At 59.7% G+C, this 16,665-nt stretch carries 11 protein-coding genes, 2 tRNA genes, 3 rRNA genes and 2 pseudogenes; 8 read left to right on the forward strand and 10 right to left on the reverse strand.

Going from position 1 to position 16,665, the window contains the following annotated elements:
* Positions 1–82 precede the first annotated feature (82 nt).
* Positions 83–1,231: pseudogene (locus OKW39_RS05675) on the reverse strand (IS3 family transposase); the annotation flags it as partial.
* A 300-nt stretch (positions 1,232–1,531) separates the two neighbouring features.
* On the opposite strand from OKW39_RS05675, the gene OKW39_RS05680 reads away from it, so the two are divergent.
* Complete coding sequence (locus tag OKW39_RS05680) at positions 1,532–1,717, forward strand: hypothetical protein (RefSeq protein ID WP_429562255.1); 186 nt, start codon at positions 1,532–1,534, stop codon at positions 1,715–1,717.
* 10 nt (positions 1,718–1,727) lie between these two features.
* Here the strand turns inward: OKW39_RS05680 and OKW39_RS05685 are convergent, their stop codons facing one another.
* Entirely contained in the window at positions 1,728–1,850 is a 123-nt protein-coding gene (locus tag OKW39_RS05685) for a hypothetical protein (RefSeq protein WP_429563511.1), read from the reverse strand.
* 183 nt (positions 1,851–2,033) lie between these two features.
* On the opposite strand from OKW39_RS05685, the pseudogene OKW39_RS05690 reads away from it, so the two are divergent.
* Together OKW39_RS05690 and OKW39_RS05695 are read left to right on the forward strand one after the other, a co-directional pair.
* A pseudogene (locus OKW39_RS05690) lies at positions 2,034–2,220 on the forward strand (IS110 family transposase); the annotation flags it as partial.
* A gap of 118 nt (positions 2,221–2,338) precedes the next feature.
* Positions 2,339–2,455 carry a hypothetical protein gene (locus OKW39_RS05695; RefSeq protein WP_429563459.1) on the forward strand — a complete coding sequence of 39 codons (117 nt, stop codon included), beginning with the start codon at positions 2,339–2,341 and terminating at the stop codon, positions 2,453–2,455.
* A gap of 369 nt (positions 2,456–2,824) precedes the next feature.
* Here the strand turns inward: OKW39_RS05695 and rrf are convergent.
* From rrf to OKW39_RS05725, 6 genes are all read right to left on the reverse strand, one after another.
* Positions 2,825–2,938: ribosomal RNA gene (gene rrf / locus OKW39_RS05700) — 5S ribosomal RNA — on the reverse strand.
* Positions 2,939–3,164: 226 nt separating this feature from the next.
* Positions 3,165–6,046, reverse strand: a 23S ribosomal RNA gene (locus OKW39_RS05705).
* Positions 6,047–6,394: 348 nt separating this feature from the next.
* A tRNA-Ala gene (locus tag OKW39_RS05710) sits at positions 6,395–6,470 on the reverse strand.
* Positions 6,471–6,523: 53 nt separating this feature from the next.
* A tRNA-Ile gene (locus tag OKW39_RS05715) sits at positions 6,524–6,600 on the reverse strand.
* Positions 6,601–6,675: 75 nt separating this feature from the next.
* Positions 6,676–8,208 (reverse strand): 16S ribosomal RNA (locus tag OKW39_RS05720).
* The 16S, 23S and 5S rRNA genes sit together here with 2 tRNA genes alongside, the layout of an rRNA operon.
* Before the next feature lie 469 nt (positions 8,209–8,677).
* The gene (locus tag OKW39_RS05725; protein ID WP_429361817.1) at positions 8,678–9,793 is read right to left on the reverse strand and encodes an AI-2E family transporter; all 1,116 of its coding nucleotides are present in this window, start codon (positions 9,791–9,793) and stop codon (positions 8,678–8,680) included.
* A 272-nt stretch (positions 9,794–10,065) separates the two neighbouring features.
* Here OKW39_RS05725 and OKW39_RS05730 point away from each other — a divergent pair, with 272 nt between their 5' ends.
* The 4 genes from OKW39_RS05730 to OKW39_RS05745 all read left to right on the forward strand — a co-directional run bounded on the left by OKW39_RS05730 (position 10,066) and on the right by OKW39_RS05745 (position 13,962).
* Entirely contained in the window at positions 10,066–11,280 is a 1,215-nt protein-coding gene (locus OKW39_RS05730; RefSeq protein ID WP_429336052.1) for a DUF2863 family protein, read from the forward strand.
* A gap of 213 nt (positions 11,281–11,493) precedes the next feature.
* The gene (locus OKW39_RS05735) at positions 11,494–12,375 is read left to right on the forward strand and encodes a LuxR C-terminal-related transcriptional regulator (RefSeq protein WP_429562256.1); all 882 of its coding nucleotides are present in this window, start codon (positions 11,494–11,496) and stop codon (positions 12,373–12,375) included.
* 120 nt (positions 12,376–12,495) lie between these two features.
* A complete protein-coding gene (locus tag OKW39_RS05740; protein ID WP_184028785.1) occupies positions 12,496–13,170 on the forward strand; it encodes an energy-coupling factor ABC transporter permease in 675 nt (224 codons plus the stop codon).
* A 174-nt stretch (positions 13,171–13,344) separates the two neighbouring features.
* The gene (locus OKW39_RS05745; RefSeq protein ID WP_429336051.1) at positions 13,345–13,962 is read left to right on the forward strand and encodes a BspC domain-containing protein; all 618 of its coding nucleotides are present in this window, start codon (positions 13,345–13,347) and stop codon (positions 13,960–13,962) included.
* A 111-nt stretch (positions 13,963–14,073) separates the two neighbouring features.
* On the opposite strand, the gene OKW39_RS05750 is transcribed toward OKW39_RS05745, so the two are convergent.
* On the reverse strand, positions 14,074–15,240 hold the full coding sequence (locus tag OKW39_RS05750; protein WP_090803809.1) for a M14 family metallopeptidase: 1,167 nt from the start codon (positions 15,238–15,240) through the stop codon (positions 14,074–14,076).
* A 51-nt stretch (positions 15,241–15,291) separates the two neighbouring features.
* Positions 15,292–16,074 (reverse strand): peroxide stress protein YaaA, encoded by a 783-nt coding sequence (gene yaaA, locus OKW39_RS05755; RefSeq protein WP_429346865.1) that lies wholly within the window; start codon positions 16,072–16,074, stop codon positions 15,292–15,294.
* Between the two features lie 57 nt (positions 16,075–16,131).
* On the opposite strand from yaaA, the gene OKW39_RS05760 reads away from it, so the two are divergent.
* The gene (locus tag OKW39_RS05760; RefSeq protein ID WP_429361822.1) at positions 16,132–16,638 is read left to right on the forward strand and encodes a putative toxin-antitoxin system toxin component, PIN family; all 507 of its coding nucleotides are present in this window, start codon (positions 16,132–16,134) and stop codon (positions 16,636–16,638) included.
* The last annotated feature ends 27 nt before the right edge of the window (positions 16,639–16,665 follow it).

A 16,665-nucleotide genomic window follows, 5' to 3' on the forward strand; every position in this document is an offset into this window, starting at 1 on the left:
GCCGGGCGGCGGGTCGCCTGTCAAGACCACGACGCTGCCCGGCGGTGGGCAACCCGCGCGACGATAAGCTTTGATTTTGCGCATGCAGGTTTTCGAATTCGAGCGGCGAACAGTGGCCGATGCTGCTGTGGAGGCGGCGTATGTTGTACCAGCTCTCCAGAAACGAGAACCGACGCCGCCTTGCCTGTTCGTGGGTCGCGAAGTGTTCGCGACAGAGCAGTTCGGCTTCGAGCGTGCCGAAGAATGACTCGCACATCGCGTTGTCATAAGCGTCGCCGGTGGTTCCCATCGACGGTTGTACGCCGGCTTCTCGGCAGCGCCGCCCGAAGGCAATGGAGGTGTATTGGGCAGCCTTGATCGGAATGTAGAATCACACCGTCATGGCGTCGCTGCTGCAACGCCATGTCCAGGGCGCGTAGCATCAGTTCGGTGTACAGATGGTTGGACATCGCCCAGCCGACGACGCGACGGCTGAATACATCCAGCACAACCGCCAGATAGAGGAATCCTTCACCGGTGGGTACATAGGTCGCGTCTGCGACCCACAGCACGTTTGTCGCCTCGGCACTGAAGTGCCGGCGCACCAGATCAGGCGCACGCCGGGCGCCTGCGCGTGGCCGTGTGGTGCGCGGCCAGCGCCGCCGGCTTGCCCCGCACAGACCCGCCATACGCATGAGGCGCGCCACCCGCTTGCGCCCCACGTGTACGCCTTCGCGCGCGAGTTGCGCATGAATACGCGGTGCCCCATACGTGCCGCGCGAGCTTGCATGGAGCGTGCGGATATGCGCGAGCAGTTGCGCATCGCTACGCGTGCGCATCGCGGGCTCCCGCACCAGCCACGTGTAATAGCCGCTCGTCGAGACGCCGAGCAGCCGCGCCATCATCGCAATGGGCCAGCGGGCCCGGTTCGCTTTCATGAATCCGTACCGCCCTTCGGTGGAATGGATCCCGTCTCCCTCGCGAACCAGGCTGCCGCGTGAGAGAGTATGTCGCGCTCCATCTTCAGTTGCCGGACTTCGCGACGCAACCGTGTGAGCTCCTGGCGTTCGGCTGTGGTCAGACCGTCATGCCGCACACCTGTGTCGCGATCAGCCTGCGCCACCCAGTTGTAGATGGTCTGTGCAGTCGGCTCGAACTCCTTTTCCAGTTCCTCCGGCCTGCGTCCGGCCTTCACCAGCCCGACCATTTGCGCCCGAAATTCCGCCGGGTACGGGGTACGATGCTTGGCCATAATCGGCACCTCCTTCTCCAAAGGATAGATGTCCGTTTTTGCGGGTCAACTTCAGAACGTCGAAAGCTACCGTCGCCGTACCGCCCTGCAGCGCAAGCAACAGGGACCGGGACGCCCGGCCAGCATAGCGACACCAAAGAACGTCGGCGTGCCGCCGAAACAGGAGGATCAGCAATGACGGGCAATTCGCAGCCCACGGGCGTAACGGGTGACGACACATCTGACAGTGCGATGGCGACGCCCCGCGCACTCACGGGAGCGCAACGGCAACGCGCGTATCGTTTGCGGCGCAAACGGACCGTGATTGACGCCATTGGCGAGGAAGCCATCGCGTCACGCGTTACTTTGCTGGCCCTGCTCGGTGACGCACTGGCTGCACTGGAATCCAGTTGCACTTCGACGATGCTCATCGAGATCAAACGCGAGAGCGTAAAGCGCGTGCTCAAGGCGATCATCACGCGTTACGGCATCGACCTCACCGACTGACGCGCTGTTCTCATCCAGATTGACGCGCGGCTGGCAGGCAAAGCTCGCCGGCGTCAATCAACATCGGCGTCATCACGCACGCCACCACATTCTTATCCTGATTGTCGCGCGGCCAGAATACCTGCAGCGTCACGCGTCACACAGCAATCCTAAACGACCGAAGAGCAACCATCAGCTTGATTGTCGCGCGCGTCAATCAATAAACGCTTGCCAGCGTCAATCAACGTCGGCATCATCATCCCTACCGCGACATTCTCAACTTGATTGTCGCGCGTCTCTCATCCAGATTGTCGCGCCACAGCCAACCTCCCCGCCTGCGCACTATTGGGGCTCGCAAGCTGCAGGCCATGGGCCATATGGTCCGACTGATTGCACCGCAGTTTGTCAAACCGTACGTCAAGACGAACAAGAATGACGCGGCGGATGCTGAGGCAATCTGCGAGGCAGTCGCGGGGCCGAACATGCGTTACGTGCCGGTCAAGAGCATCGAGCAGCAATCGGTGTATAGGCAACTTGATGAGCAGGGACTTCAGGGCGGCGAGTTTCTGCTGAACCTGTTGATCGTCTTTCACCGGTCAGTACGCCAACCACGATGAAGCACGGCGCGACATCAACCAGTACATCGTCGGTTTTTACAACGCAGTACGCTTGCATTCGACTTTGGGCTATTCGTCGCCCGTTGCCTACGAGGCAAAACCGACAGTAAAAGAACCTATCAGCCTGTCCGAAATAACTTGACCACTACAATTAAACCCGCCATTGCGCTTCGACCTTGAAACCGCCCTTTCCACGTAGTGATTTGGCTTACTGATACGCATAAGACTATCCGATATAGTAAGAGAGTCCTTGTGTCCTTAGATACGTGCGGGAGGCTAGCGTCGAGCGCGGGAACGCCACCGAGCAGCGCTCGGGACGAGCTAGACGCTTGTTTGTGCGCAGGTCGTATGCGCAAAAACGCGTCGATCAACAGGCTACTTTTGGCAGTGGCTGGCAACGGCGTCCGACCACGCTTGTTGTTCGTGCTCGGTCGAGCATGTTGCTGTTGATTTGGGCCGCGGTAAACGCAAAAACCCCACCGCGGCGGGTGGGGTTTCTGACTGGAGGGGAGCCTGACGATTACCTACTTTCACACGGGCAATCCGCACTATCATCGGCGTGGAGTCGTTTCACGGTCCTGTTCGGGATGGGAAGGGGTGGGACCGACTCGCTATGGTCATCAGGCATGACGGGTTGCTGCGTCGCAGGGCTGGAGTCAACCGGTTGCGCCACAGCCAATCGGGAAGAAGCGTAAAGGATTCGAGTGTGGGGGTTGTGTTGTTTCTGGCACAACACTGAATCCCAACCGTGCGTTTCTGTGAGCTCCCGCGGGAGGTCACACAAATCCCCTTCGGGGATCGGACCCGCGTAAGTGCTGAAGCACTCACGCGGGTCGAGACACACCTGTTATAGGATCAAGCCTTACGGGCAATTAGTATCAGTTAGCTCAGTACATTACTGTACGTGCACACCTGACCTATCAACGTCCTGGTCTTGAACGACCCTTCAAGGGGCTCGAAGCCCCGGGGATATCTCATCTTAAGGCGAGTTTCCCGCTTAGATGCTTTCAGCGGTTATCTCTTCCGAACATAGCTACCCGGCGATGCCACTGGCGTGACAACCGGTACACCAGAGGTTCGTCCACTCCGGTCCTCTCGTACTAGGAGCAGCCCCCTTCAAATATCCAGCGCCCACGGCAGATAGGGACCAAACTGTCTCACGACGTTTTAAACCCAGCTCACGTACCTCTTTAAATGGCGAACAGCCATACCCTTGGGACCGGCTACAGCCCCAGGATGAGATGAGCCGACATCGAGGTGCCAAACACCGCCGTCGATATGAACTCTTGGGCGGTATCAGCCTGTTATCCCCAGAGTACCTTTTATCCGTTGAGCGATGGCCCTTCCATACAGAACCACCGGATCACTATGACCTGCTTTCGCACCTGTTCGACTTGTCAGTCTCACAGTCAAGCACGCTTATGCCATTGCACTATCAGCACGATTTCCGACCGTACCTAGCGTACCTTCGTACTCCTCCGTTACACTTTGGGAGGAGACCGCCCCAGTCAAACTGCCTACCATGCACTGTCCCCGACCCGGATCACGGGCCAAGGTTAGAACCTCAAACAGATCAGGGTGGTATTTCAAGGACGGCTCCATTGAGACTGGCGTCCCAACTTCATAGCCTCCCACCTATCCTACACAGACCGGTTCAAAGTCCAATGCAAAGCTGCAGTAAAGGTTCATGGGGTCTTTCCGTCTAGCCGCGGGGAGATTGCATCATCACAAACACTTCAACTTCGCTGAGTCTCGGGAGGAGACAGTGTGGCCATCGTTACGCCATTCGTGCAGGTCGGAACTTACCCGACAAGGAATTTCGCTACCTTAGGACCGTTATAGTTACGGCCGCCGTTTACCGGGACTTCAATCAGGAGCTTGCACCCCATCATTTAATCTTCCGGCACCGGGCAGGCGTCACACCCTATACGTCCACTTTCGTGTTTGCAGAGTGCTGTGTTTTTATTAAACAGTCGCAGCCACCAGTTTATTGCAACCCTTTCACCCTTCTGGCGCAGGCCAGTCAGGCTATGAGGGCGTACCTTATCCCGAAGTTACGGTACCAATTTGCCGAGTTCCTTCTCCCGAGTTCTCTCAAGCGCCTTAGAATACTCATCTCGCCCACCTGTGTCGGTTTGCGGTACGGTCACTGTGAAACTGAAGCTTAGAGGCTTTTCCTGGAACCCCTTCCAGTTGCTTCGCCACCGAAGTGGCTCGCCTCGCACCCTTGAATTCTGCGCCCGGATTTGCCAAAGCGCCTTCTCCAATGCAAGGACCGGGACTTCCAACACCCGGACAACCTTCCGCGATCCGTCCCCCCATCGCATTTCACAATGGTGCAGAAATATTAATCTGCTTCCCATCAGCTACGCATTTCTGCCTCGCCTTAGGGGCCGACTCACCCTACGCCGATGAACGTTGCGTAGGAAACCTTGGGCTTACGGCGAGGGGGCCTTTCACCCCCTTTATCGCTACTCATGTCAGCATTCGCACTTCCGATACCTCCAGCACACTTTCCAGTGCACCTTCGCAGGCTTACGGAACGCTCTCCTACCATGCACATTACTGTGCATCCGCAGCTTCGGTATATGGCTTAGCCCCGTTACATCTTCCGCGCAGGACGACTCGATCAGTGAGCTATTACGCTTTCTTTAAAGGGTGGCTGCTTCTAAGCCAACCTCCTGACTGTTTTAGCCTTCCCACTTCGTTTCCCACTTAGCCATATTTGGGGACCTTAGCTGGCGGTCTGGGTTGTTTCCCTCTTGACACCGGACGTTAGCACCCGATGTCTGTCTCCCGTGATTGCACTCTTCGGTATTCGGAGTTTGCTATGGCGTAGTAATCCGCAATGGACCCCACAACCATGACAGTGCTCTACCCCCGAAGGTGATACACGAGGCACTACCTAAATAGTTTTCGGAGAGAACCAGCTATTTCCAGGTTTGTTTAGCCTTTCACCCCTATCCACAGCTCATCCCCTAACTTTTCAACGTTAGTGGGTTCGGTCCTCCAGCACGTGTTACCGTGCCTTCAACCTGGCCATGGATAGATCACCTGGTTTCGGGTCTACACCCAGCGACTGGACGCCCTGTTCGGACTCGCTTTCGCTACGCCTGCCCTAATCGGTTAAGCTCGCCACTGAATGTAAGTCGCTGACCCATTATACAAAAGGTACGCCGTCACCCCTTCGCAGAGGCTCCGACTGTTTGTATGCATGCGGTTTCAGGATCTGTTTCACTCCCCTCCCGGGGTTCTTTTCGCCTTTCCCTCACGGTACTGGTTCACTATCGGTCGATCACGAGTATTTAGCCTTGGAGGATGGTCCCCCCATCTTCAGACAGGATTTCACGTGTCCCGCCCTACTTCTCGTACACCCAGTTCTTCCATGCTGTTTTCGTCTACAGGGCTATCACCTGCTATGGCCGCACTTTCCAGAGCGTTCGACTAACAATACAGATAACGTGTACCGGCTGATCCCATTTCGCTCGCCACTACTCTGGGAATCTCGGTTGATTTCTTTTCCTGCGGTTACTTAGATGTTTCAGTTCACCGCGTTCGCCTCACGCAGCCTATGGATTCAGCTACGGATACTCCATTAGGAGTGGGTTTCCCCATTCGGACATCTCCGGATCAATGCTCGTTTGCCAGCTCCCCGGAGCTTTTCGCAGGCTACCGCGTCCTTCATCGCCTGTGATCGCCAAGGCATCCACCACATGCACTTGTTCGCTTGACCCTATAACGGGTGTGTCTCTGTGTCGACCCACGCTAGCGCTTTAGCGCTTACGTGGGTCCCATCCCCGCAGGGGATAGACGCACTCGCTACAGGTTGAGTATTCGTGTTGCGCCGTATTCCAAAGCGATCTCTCGATCACCTTTAAAATACATCGATACAATCACAACCCTGATTCACCTACTCCGCACCCATCTCCAGGTGCCTTTCGTGAATCTCTTTACTACTTCTTCCTGATTGTTAAAGAACGGCAGCCGGTATGAAGCCTGTGCCTCATACCGCTCTGACTGGCTCAATCGCCAATGCAAAGTACTCAGCATCACTTCGTGCTGAACCCTTGGCATTGAGGATTGGTGGAGGATGACGGGATCGAACCGACGACCCCCTGCTTGCAAAGCAGGTGCTCTCCCAGCTGAGCTAATCCCCCAGTCTCACAGATATTCCAGCGGCCCCAGCCCTTCAGCTCACCAGACAAGACACTGGTGGGTCTGGATGGATTCGAACCATCGACCCCCGCCTTATCAAGACGGTGCTCTAACCGGCTGAGCTACAGACCCCTGAGCCTGCCTGCGTTTCTTCTAACCACAGCCGATAAGCGTGAGCACTTGAGTGCGATGAATGCACAGCTCTGGAAAGGAGGTGATCCAGCCGCACCTTCCGATACGGCTACCTTGTTACGACTTCACCCCAGTCATGAATCCTACCGTGGTGACCGTCCTCCTTGCGGTTAGACTAGCCACTTCTGGTAAAACCCACTCCCATGGTGTGACGGGCGGTGTGTACAAGACCCGGGAACGTATTCACCGCGGCATGCTGATCCGCGATTACTAGCGATTCCAGCTTCACGCACCCGAGTTGCAGAGTGCGATCCGGACTACGATCGGTTTTCTGGGATTGGCTCCACCTCGCGGCTTGGCAACCCTCTGTTCCGACCATTGTATGACGTGTGAAGCCCTACCCATAAGGGCCATGAGGACTTGACGTCATCCCCACCTTCCTCCGGTTTGTCACCGGCAGTCTCCCTGGAGTGCTCTTGCGTAGCAACTAGGGACAAGGGTTGCGCTCGTTGCGGGACTTAACCCAACATCTCACGACACGAGCTGACGACAGCCATGCAGCACCTGTGTTATGGCTCCCTTTCGGGCACTCCCGCCTCTCGGCAGGATTCCATACATGTCAAGGGTAGGTAAGGTTTTTCGCGTTGCATCGAATTAATCCACATCATCCACCGCTTGTGCGGGTCCCCGTCAATTCCTTTGAGTTTTAATCTTGCGACCGTACTCCCCAGGCGGTCAACTTCACGCGTTAGCTACGTTACCAAGCCAATGAAGGCCCGACAACCAGTTGACATCGTTTAGGGCGTGGACTACCAGGGTATCTAATCCTGTTTGCTCCCCACGCTTTCGTGCATGAGCGTCAGTATTGGCCCAGGGGGCTGCCTTCGCCATCGGTGTTCCTCCACATCTCTACGCATTTCACTGCTACACGTGGAATTCCACCCCCCTCTGCCATACTCCAGCGCTGCAGTCACCAATGCAGTTCCCAGGTTAAGCCCGGGGATTTCACATCGGTCTTACAGCACCGCCTGCGCACGCTTTACGCCCAGTAATTCCGATTAACGCTCGCACCCTACGTATTACCGCGGCTGCTGGCACGTAGTTAGCCGGTGCTTATTCTTCCGGTACCGTCATCCCTCACGGATATTAGCCACGAGGTTTTCTTTCCGGACAAAAGTGCTTTACAACCCGAAGGCCTTCTTCACACACGCGGCATTGCTGGATCAGGCTTGCGCCCATTGTCCAAAATTCCCCACTGCTGCCTCCCGTAGGAGTCTGGGCCGTGTCTCAGTCCCAGTGTGGCTGGTCGTCCTCTCAGACCAGCTACAGATCGTCGGCTTGGTAGGCCTTTACCCCACCAACTACCTAATCTGCCATCGGCCGCCCCTTGAGCGCGAGGTCCCGAAAGATCCCCCGCTTTCCTCTCCCGAGCGTATGCGGTATTAATCCGGCTTTCGCCGGGCTATCCCCCACTCCAGGACACGTTCCGATGTATTACTCACCCGTTCGCCACTCGCCACCAGACCGAAGTCCGTGCTGCCGTTCGACTTGCATGTGTAAGGCATGCCGCCAGCGTTCAATCTGAGCCAGGATCAAACTCTTCAGTTCAAACCTGTTACTGTGTTCGGGCTCTCTCGAACCCGGTCGCTCACTCAACGTACTGACGATGATTGATCCGTCTTTCGACAGACAAACCTTCCTCTAATACTGTGTGAGGCTTCTGATACTTCTGCCTGACAGCAGACTCCGGAGAATCCGCCGCCGCATTCCGCATCAAGCGCCCACACTTATCGACTGTTAGTTTTTAAAGATCGGTCCGCCAAACCCGCCGCGCCTGACCCACCACTACCCGGCACCGCTTCGTTTGCGTCGCTGCGTCTGCAGCAGAGAAACGGGATTATGGAGAACTTCCACCGGATCGTCAACAGGTTTTTATCACTCGCCTAACCTGCCCACGCCGCCGAAGCCCACGCCATCAAAGGCTTCCCGCTTCTCCGCACCCCGGCGTCCGGAGCGCGAAAGACCGGAATTCCAGTCGCCGCAGCCCGAACTTGCAAGCGAAATCCTGGGGTTTTCCTTAGGGGATCTTTCCCATACGGCCCGGATCGTCTATCGATGGGGTTTTCACTTCGGGCGCCAGCGTCTGGGCGGCGCATGCGCCGATCGTCCAATCATGCAGCACGGTATAAGCGACCGCCAGCAACGTCGGGCCGATGAAAACACCAAGAAAACCAAACGCAAACGCGCCGCCGAGGATGCCGAGCATCACCAGAATCAACGGCATGTCACTGTTTTTGCCAATCAGGATCGGCTTGATGACGTTGTCGGCCATGCCGACTACCAGCAGGCCCCATATGACCACAAAAATCGCCCATCCAGTCGACCCGCCCTGATACAGCCAGATCGCTGCCGGCAACCAGACAATGACCGGACCGCCCGGCACCACCGACAGAAAAAAAGTCACGAGCCCGAGCAACGCCGGCGCCGGTACGCCCGCCATCCAGAAACCGAATCCCGCGAGAACCGCCTGTACGAGGGCCGTACCAAGAATCCCGTAGACCACCCCCTTCACCGTGCTGCCCGCCAGCGCCAGCAGATACCCGGCGCGCTCACCGGCTACTCGACGCATGCCGGCGTTCAGCCAGGCGGCCGCCCCCTCGCCACCGGTATAAAAGAAGAACGCGAGCACGATGCTCAACGCCAGCAGCCCCAGCCCATGCGTCACCGCAAGCGCCGCCGCCAGAATCCACTTCCCAGCCGGCGCGGCGAGCGTGTGCAATTGCGCGATCAACTCGGAATTGCTGCTGGTCAAGCGCTCCCAAAAGGCCTCGATGCTCGAACCAACCAGCGGGATCCGCTGCACCCACGGCGGCAAATCGGGCAACCCCGACTCGAAAAGTCTTTGCACCAGCGCAACGATGTCGTGAACATGCGCGCCGAACGCGAAACCCGCATAGACGAACGGCCCGAGCACCACGACCAGAATAATCAGCACGATCAAGGTCGCGGCCAGCTTGCGCCGCCCGCCGACCACGCCGGTGAGTCGCCGGTAGAGTCCCCAGGAACTGTAGCTGAGGATGGCGCCCCACAGCAGCGCGGTCGTAAATGGCGCCAGCACCAGCAACGACCCACCCACGAGCACAATCAATGCGAATACCGCGGCAAGTCGCTCGATCAGTTGGTCAGATTTCACGATGAATCTCCTATTGCACCAGACCGTGGCAATGACATGACACACGCCCGTCAGGCGCCCGCTGAACGCCGTCAGTATAGAAGCGAGTTGGGCGTCCGGGGTGTCTTATACCATCCCGCCAGGGTGTTGCGAGTCGCTTGCGACTGTGCCGGTGGCGACCGCATTTTTTGAGATGAAAGCGCCCAAATTGCCCGGAGATTGCTGGCCAATCCATATAGCTGCCTGGAAAAGACTAGAATATAAGGTTCCGTGCCCCCAATTTTTCTGGATTTATGCGCTCGCGAATCACCAAACGTCTCCCTCCCGACGCCGACAAGCTCGTCGGTCTCTCGCTCGCGCTTTTCGCCTCGGGCAGCCGTACCGAAGATCGCTTCTGGGAAGCGAAGCTCGACGCGCTGCTGGCCAAAGTCGTGCGCAACGCCAACCAGACTACGCTAGACGCCGCGCTCGACCATCTGCAGCAAAACCATCCGGATGCCTACGGCGCGCTGGCCGACATGGCGGAAACGCACAGCGAATCGTTCGTGATCGAATATGAAGGCGTGTCTTATGAAGCGCTGCTGATCGCCGCGCCTGTGCTCGCCTGGACCCGCTACGTGATTCCGTCCGGCCCGCTCAAGTCCGACGCCGCCGACGCCCTGCGCGCACACCTGCAAGCGCACGTGCTCGCCGCCAACACGCGCGTGGCAATGGCTCCGTTCCTGTTCAGCATCGACCAGTTGCCGCGCCATCACGTCGAAACGTGGCGCATCGCCCAGCAACTTGCGCAAGCCGCGGTCAGCGGCGGCAACGCGAAGCTCAATTTCGGCGAACTGCCGGAGACCTCGCCGATTCTGGCGGACCCGCGCTTTCTGCTCGCCGTAGTCGCCGCTCCCGTCGGCGACGCGACGTTCCGCTGGCAGGAAGAAGAGCACGGCGCTCGCATCGAGCGCGGCCAATGTCTCGAACAATGGGCCACCCAAGGCGGCGCGAATCTGTCGGTCGTGCTGCCGGGCTGCGAATTCGAATGTCTGCTGCCGGATGCGTACTACTCGGCGTGCCGCGACGCCGATGAAAGTGTGCGTCCGCACACCGTGCGTACCGCCGTGCGTTATCTTTTCGACACTATTGGCGCGGCGCCGCAGGATCTGCGCGCGGTGGTCGCCGGCTTCGGCGAACGGCGCATCGACGAGTACCGCGTCGGCTTCACGCGCAAGGGCAGCAACGACGTGATCTACGGTGTCGTGTGGCCACTCTACGGCCGCGAAAACGGCGAGGCGGGCATCGACGAGGAGCCGGAGGAAATCACCGGCTCGGATGAACCGCTCGAGGAAATCGTCGCGCTGCTCAAGGAAACCGGCATCACGGATGTGCGCCGCCACGCGGGCCGCTTCGAGCCGGAATATTGCGACGACTGCGGCGTGCCGCTGTATGCGGACCCGCTCGGCGAAATCGTCCACGCGGAAATGCCCGAAGACGCCGAGCCCGCGCAACCCCATTTCCATTGATTTCGAAGTCGTCATCCCTGCCTTATCGCAAAAAAGCCCCGTATACACGGGGCTTTTTTGTTGATTGTCCGCATTTCTTATGCCTTTTGGACAGCCGTCAAAACGAAGGGAATTTGTCATCATAGGCACGGTGACGCATCGCCGTGATCGAGTCAGCTCCACGAGTCCCACAGATGCGTCGCGCCATTTCGCCCGATACATCTGGAGACATGCATGCGCTTCGCGATTCTCAATTCAAACGCAGAACGACGTGATGGACTCAAGGCCTTGCTGCGGCAGATCGACCGGCTGGCACGCTTCACAGAAGCCGATGAACGGCGTCTGCTCGAACGTCCGTTCAAGCGTTATCGGCCTGATCTCGTCGTGATCGACTGGGAGGACTGGATGTCGGTTGCGCAGGTGCGCGCGTTGCTCAGCCACTTTCCGGACCTGCGCATCAGCGTGCTCACCGACGGGACTTTGCCCGCGCTCGTGCGCGCGCTGATGGACGAAGGTGTGCTCGGCGTTGTTCCACGCGACACCGATCCCTGCCTGATCGTGCGCGCATTGGAAATGGTGCTGCTCGGCGGTCACTACGTGCCGCCCGGCGCGCTGGCGATCGATCCGCCGCTGCCGACCGACACCGCGATCCGTACGTTCGACGAAGAAAGTCCGCCGCCCCGCCGCAACAAACTCTCGGGCGGGCTGTCACCGCGGCAGGAGCAGATCATGCGCTGCGTGCACATGGGCAGCACCAACAAGATGATCGCGCGCACGCTCGGCATTAGCGAAGGTACGGTCAAGATCCACCTGACGAGCATATTCCAGCAACTTGGTGCGCCCAATCGCGCCGCCGCGGTCGCGCTTTACAACGGATGGCTCACGAATCATTTGCAAGTGCTGCGCAACAACGGCGAGCACAGCGCGCGGCCGGTCATCCGCGGGCAGCCTGGCCCAGTTCCGCTCCGGCGCCGCACACGTGCGCGCTTCCAGTATCCGTTGCCGGGCAGCGACGCCAGCAGCGCGCTACCGATGGCCGCGGAGCCCGCCACGTCGTACGGTGAGGCCCCACCCGGCCGGCCCGCGCGGAAGTCGGTCGGGCCGGGTTCCGCATGACGCGGGGCGCGGGGCACGCCGCGCGCATGGGTTGGAACGTCCGCATGCGCGCAGCGTCGAGGGTGGGCTGGCATGGAATCCGCTCACACCTTTTGTCGTCCAACGAGTAATATGAGACACATGGGTTTCCTCTACACACCGCTTCCGTTTTGGGTCGCTGTCGGTGGCTGGATTGCCACTGCGATGGTGATCGCGCTCGCGCTGTGGAAAAAACCTTTCAAAAGACTTCAGGACGGCACGCTCCAGCATGTCTGGCTCGCGATAATCGTCGCGGTGTCGGTGCTGTGGTCGAGCAACGCCTGGCTCGACGACGGCACCGTGATGCACCTGCTCGGCGCCACGCTCGTCGTCACGCTGTTCGACTGGGGGCTCGCCCTGATCGCGATGGCGGTGGTCGCGGGTCTGGCCGCCGTCGTCTTCGATGCGCCGTGGCAGGGCATCGCGCTGACGTTCCTCGTGTACGGAGCCCTGCCCGTCGCCATCTCGACCTTGCTCCAGCGCATCTGCACCGCGTGGCTACCGCGCAATCTTTTCATGTTCATCTTCGGCCAGGGCTTCGTTTCGCCCGCCATTGCCGTGTCGTTGACGGCCGCGGCAGCGCTCGGCATCCATATCGTCGTGTCCGGCGGTTCGATGACCGTGGTGCCGATCGGCTACGCGCTCAGCGTGCTGCTGCTCGCCACCGGCGAAGCATGGTTCACTGGCATGGCGACCGCGCTGATCGCGGTCTACCGTCCCGCATGGGTGACCACCTACGACGTGCGGCGCTATCGTCTGGGCGGCCCGCGCACCTGAGAATGCGCGCTTTGACGTCGCGTGCGGCGCATCTGTGATAATCAGCGCCTCGTCACTGGAGACTTTCCGGGCGCCCCCATCAGGACAAGGCAGAATATTTGCAGCAACATTGAACTCAACCCTTGCGCGCGGCATCTTATTTGCCTCGTCTCCCATTTGCGTCTAAAGAACTAGATGGATCGCACCAATGTACCGAGCCGGTTGCTGCGGGTGATCGGCCGGTTGGCAGCCTGCGCAGCGAGTCTCTCGCTCATCTGCGCGGCTCCCGCACTCGCTGATCAACTCGAACAGCACAACGACCTCGTCAAAAGATTTATCACCGAAATGCACGCGGATCCGCTCGTCGCGGACTGCGCCGCGCATGGCGACTTCGTCGCGAGCACGTCGACCGCTTTCGACCACGTCGAATTCCCGTCCAGTTCGTTCGACAGTGCGCACTCGTCGGTCACGCCATGGAACGACTCGTTCGACGAAGGCAAGCAGCGCGTCAAGGTGGACAGCATCGTCACCGTCGAGGGCGTCGGCGTGCGCCAGGACAACTCGGGCGAGCCGGCCGATCTGAAATTCCGCTGCGGCTACGTCGGCTCGCAGATGCTCGCATTCAGCTGGAACGATCCGGTACCGCCAAACCGCGCGCATAGCGCGGGATCGGGCAAGCACAAAGGCGGCAAAGGCAAGCACGCGGTCGGCGGCAAGACGTCGAAGAAGTCGTCGAAGACAGGCTCGGGCCAATCGTCGCGCACGACGTCGAGCAAATCGGCAAACAAGAGCTCGAAGAAGAAGAGCCAATGACATCTGGCGCTGATCGAGCCGCGCCATCGTCCGATCAGTCGCCCCAATAAAAAACGAGGCACGCACTTTTGCCGTGCGCGCCTCGTTTTTTGTGTCCATCCGTCCGCTTCTTCAGGCGAACGTCTCCACGTGTCGCAGGATCGCTTGCAACATTGCGGCGCCAAGCGATGCGCTGCGCTCGCCGTTCCAGCCGACCCGCTCGTCGGGCAGATTTGCGTTGTCCTTGAACGGCATTTCCAACGTCAACGACAGACAGCCGAATTCGTTGCCGATGTACTTCGACGCGAGCTTCAACGCATCCTCGCGATACTTGCTCGCCGCATAGCCATACTTGTCCTGAAAATCCGGACTCGCGTGCTTGAACGCCTCGATGAACGCCGTCTGCTCGCGGCCCTGCCGCTCGGTGAAGCCCGGCAACATTTCGGAGCCCGCGACGAACACATACGGCAATGCCTCGTCGCCATGAATATCGAAGAACAGGTCGCAGCCTATCGCATGAATCGCGTCGCGCACCACCAGCACCTCGGGACTGCGCGCGGCATCCGGCTCCATCCATTCGCGATTCAGGTTCGCGCCGGCCGCGTTGGTGCGCAGATTGCCGCGCACGCTGCCGTCCGGATTCATGTTCGGCACGATGTGAAACACCGCATGATCGTAGAGCTTGCGCGCGACCGGGTCGCCCGCCCAATCGCCCCAACCGGCGAGGCGCTTCACGAACCCCTCGATGAACCATTCGGCCATCGTCTCGCCCGGATGCTGCCGGGCAATCAGCCAGATGTTCTTTTTGGGCGCGGCGTTGGCGGCATCGTTGGCGGGCGGCGTGCCGAGCGTGAGCAGCGAAATCGGCCGGCCTTCGACCGTCTTGCCGAGTTCGGTCAGCGACGCGTGCGGCATCTGCTGCACGGCGCCGAGAAACTCGGCATGACGCTCCTCGCTGTACGGTTCGAAGTACGCGTAGTAGATGCTGTCGAAATCGGGCGTATGGTCGATCGTCAGCACGCGGCCGTCGTATGACGTCGGCACGCGAAACCAGTTCACGCGGTCGTAGCTCGCGACCGCCCGATAGTCGCGCCAGCCCTCCGCGAACGCGCACGCGGCGGCGTTCTCGAAGGTCATCACGCAGCGCTCGCCCGCCGCGCCCGACAGGCGGAAATAGAACCACTGCGCGAACTCGGCATGGCTGTCGGGCCGTACGCGCAGGCGAATATTGCCGGCGTCCTCGCAGGACAACACATCAACTGCGCCTGCGTCGAAATTGCTCGTAATCGATAACGTCATCGGAGTCTTCCCTGCCTGAATTCACGCTGCCTTTTTAGCGCAGCGGCACGCTTATTCCGCAACGCGGCGGCGAAATACGAAAGTGGAGTCGTTCGAGGCTTCGGCACAGAACGCGTAGCCTTCGGTCTCGAAGTCCTTCAACTGCTCGGGACGATCGAGGCGATTTTCCACCGCGAAGCGCGCCATCAAGCCGCGCGCGCGTTTTGCATGGAAGCTGATGATTTTGTAGCGGCCGCCCTTCCAGTCTTCGAACACCGGCGTGACGACCGGCGCGTCGAGCAGCTTCGGCTTGACCGACTTGAAATATTCGCCCGATGCGCAATTGACCAGCACGCGCGAGGTGGCCGCATTCTTCTTCAACTGCGCGTTCAACGCGTGCGTGATCCGCTCGCCCCAGAACGCGTACAGATCCTTGCCGCGCGGGTTGACGAAGCGCGTGCCCATTTCGAGCCGGTACGGCTGCAGCAGATCGAGCGGACGCAGCAGGCCGTAGAGGCCCGACAGCACCCGCACGTGATTCTGCGCATAGTCGAGATCGGCCGACGACAACGTCTTCGCATCGAAACCTTCGTACACGTCGCCGTTGAAAGCGAGCACCGCCTGCTTGGCGTTGTGCATGCCGAATTGCGGCGACCAGTCCGCGTAACGCTGAAAATTGAGGTGCGCGAGCTGATCGGAAATGCTCATCAGCGAAGCGATCTGTTGCGGCGACAAACGGCGCAGGCCGCTGATCAGTTCGGCGGCGTCATCGACGAAATCGGGGATCGTGTGCTTTTTGACGTGCGGCGGGGTGTCGTAGTCGAGCGATTTCGCCGGCGACAGAACGATTATCATAGAGGCTTGCAGGCACGCCGTGCCTGGCGGTCAAAGACGAAAGCCCGATTGTAACGAATGCCCGGTTCCCTCGCCTCAAGCGGCGCGTTGCGCGTCGTACTCGATTCCAATGTCTGGATCGACATACTCGTATTCGACGACCCTCACACGCGGCCGATCGCCGCCGCGCTCGAAAGCGGCGCGCTCGCCGCGCTGATCGACGCGCGCTGCCTCGCCGAGCTCGCCTACGTGCTCGACTATCCGCAGTTCGCGCACCGCAGTGTCGACAAAGCCGCTGCGCTCGCGGTCGTCGCGCGGCTGGCGCAACTGGTCAAGCCGTGTGAGCCGACCGAGTCCGCCGCCGACGCGCGGCCGCTGCCCCAATGCAAGGATCGCGACGATCAGAAGTTTCTCGAGCTTGCGCATGCGGCGCAGGCCGACTGGCTCGTGTCGAAAGACCGTGCGGTGCTGAAGCTCGCGAAACGGATCGCGCGCGACTTCGGCTTCAGGATCGCGCAACCGGCACCGTTCGTCGCGGCAATCGGCATCGCGCAGAATGCTGGGGGCGAGCCCGTCAACGCGTGAATCCGACCGTCCGTGCGGCGCGTTGAG

This window comes from Paraburkholderia sp. MM6662-R1 (genome assembly GCF_050436245.1).
GTDB lineage: Bacteria > Pseudomonadota > Gammaproteobacteria > Burkholderiales > Burkholderiaceae > Paraburkholderia > Paraburkholderia tuberum.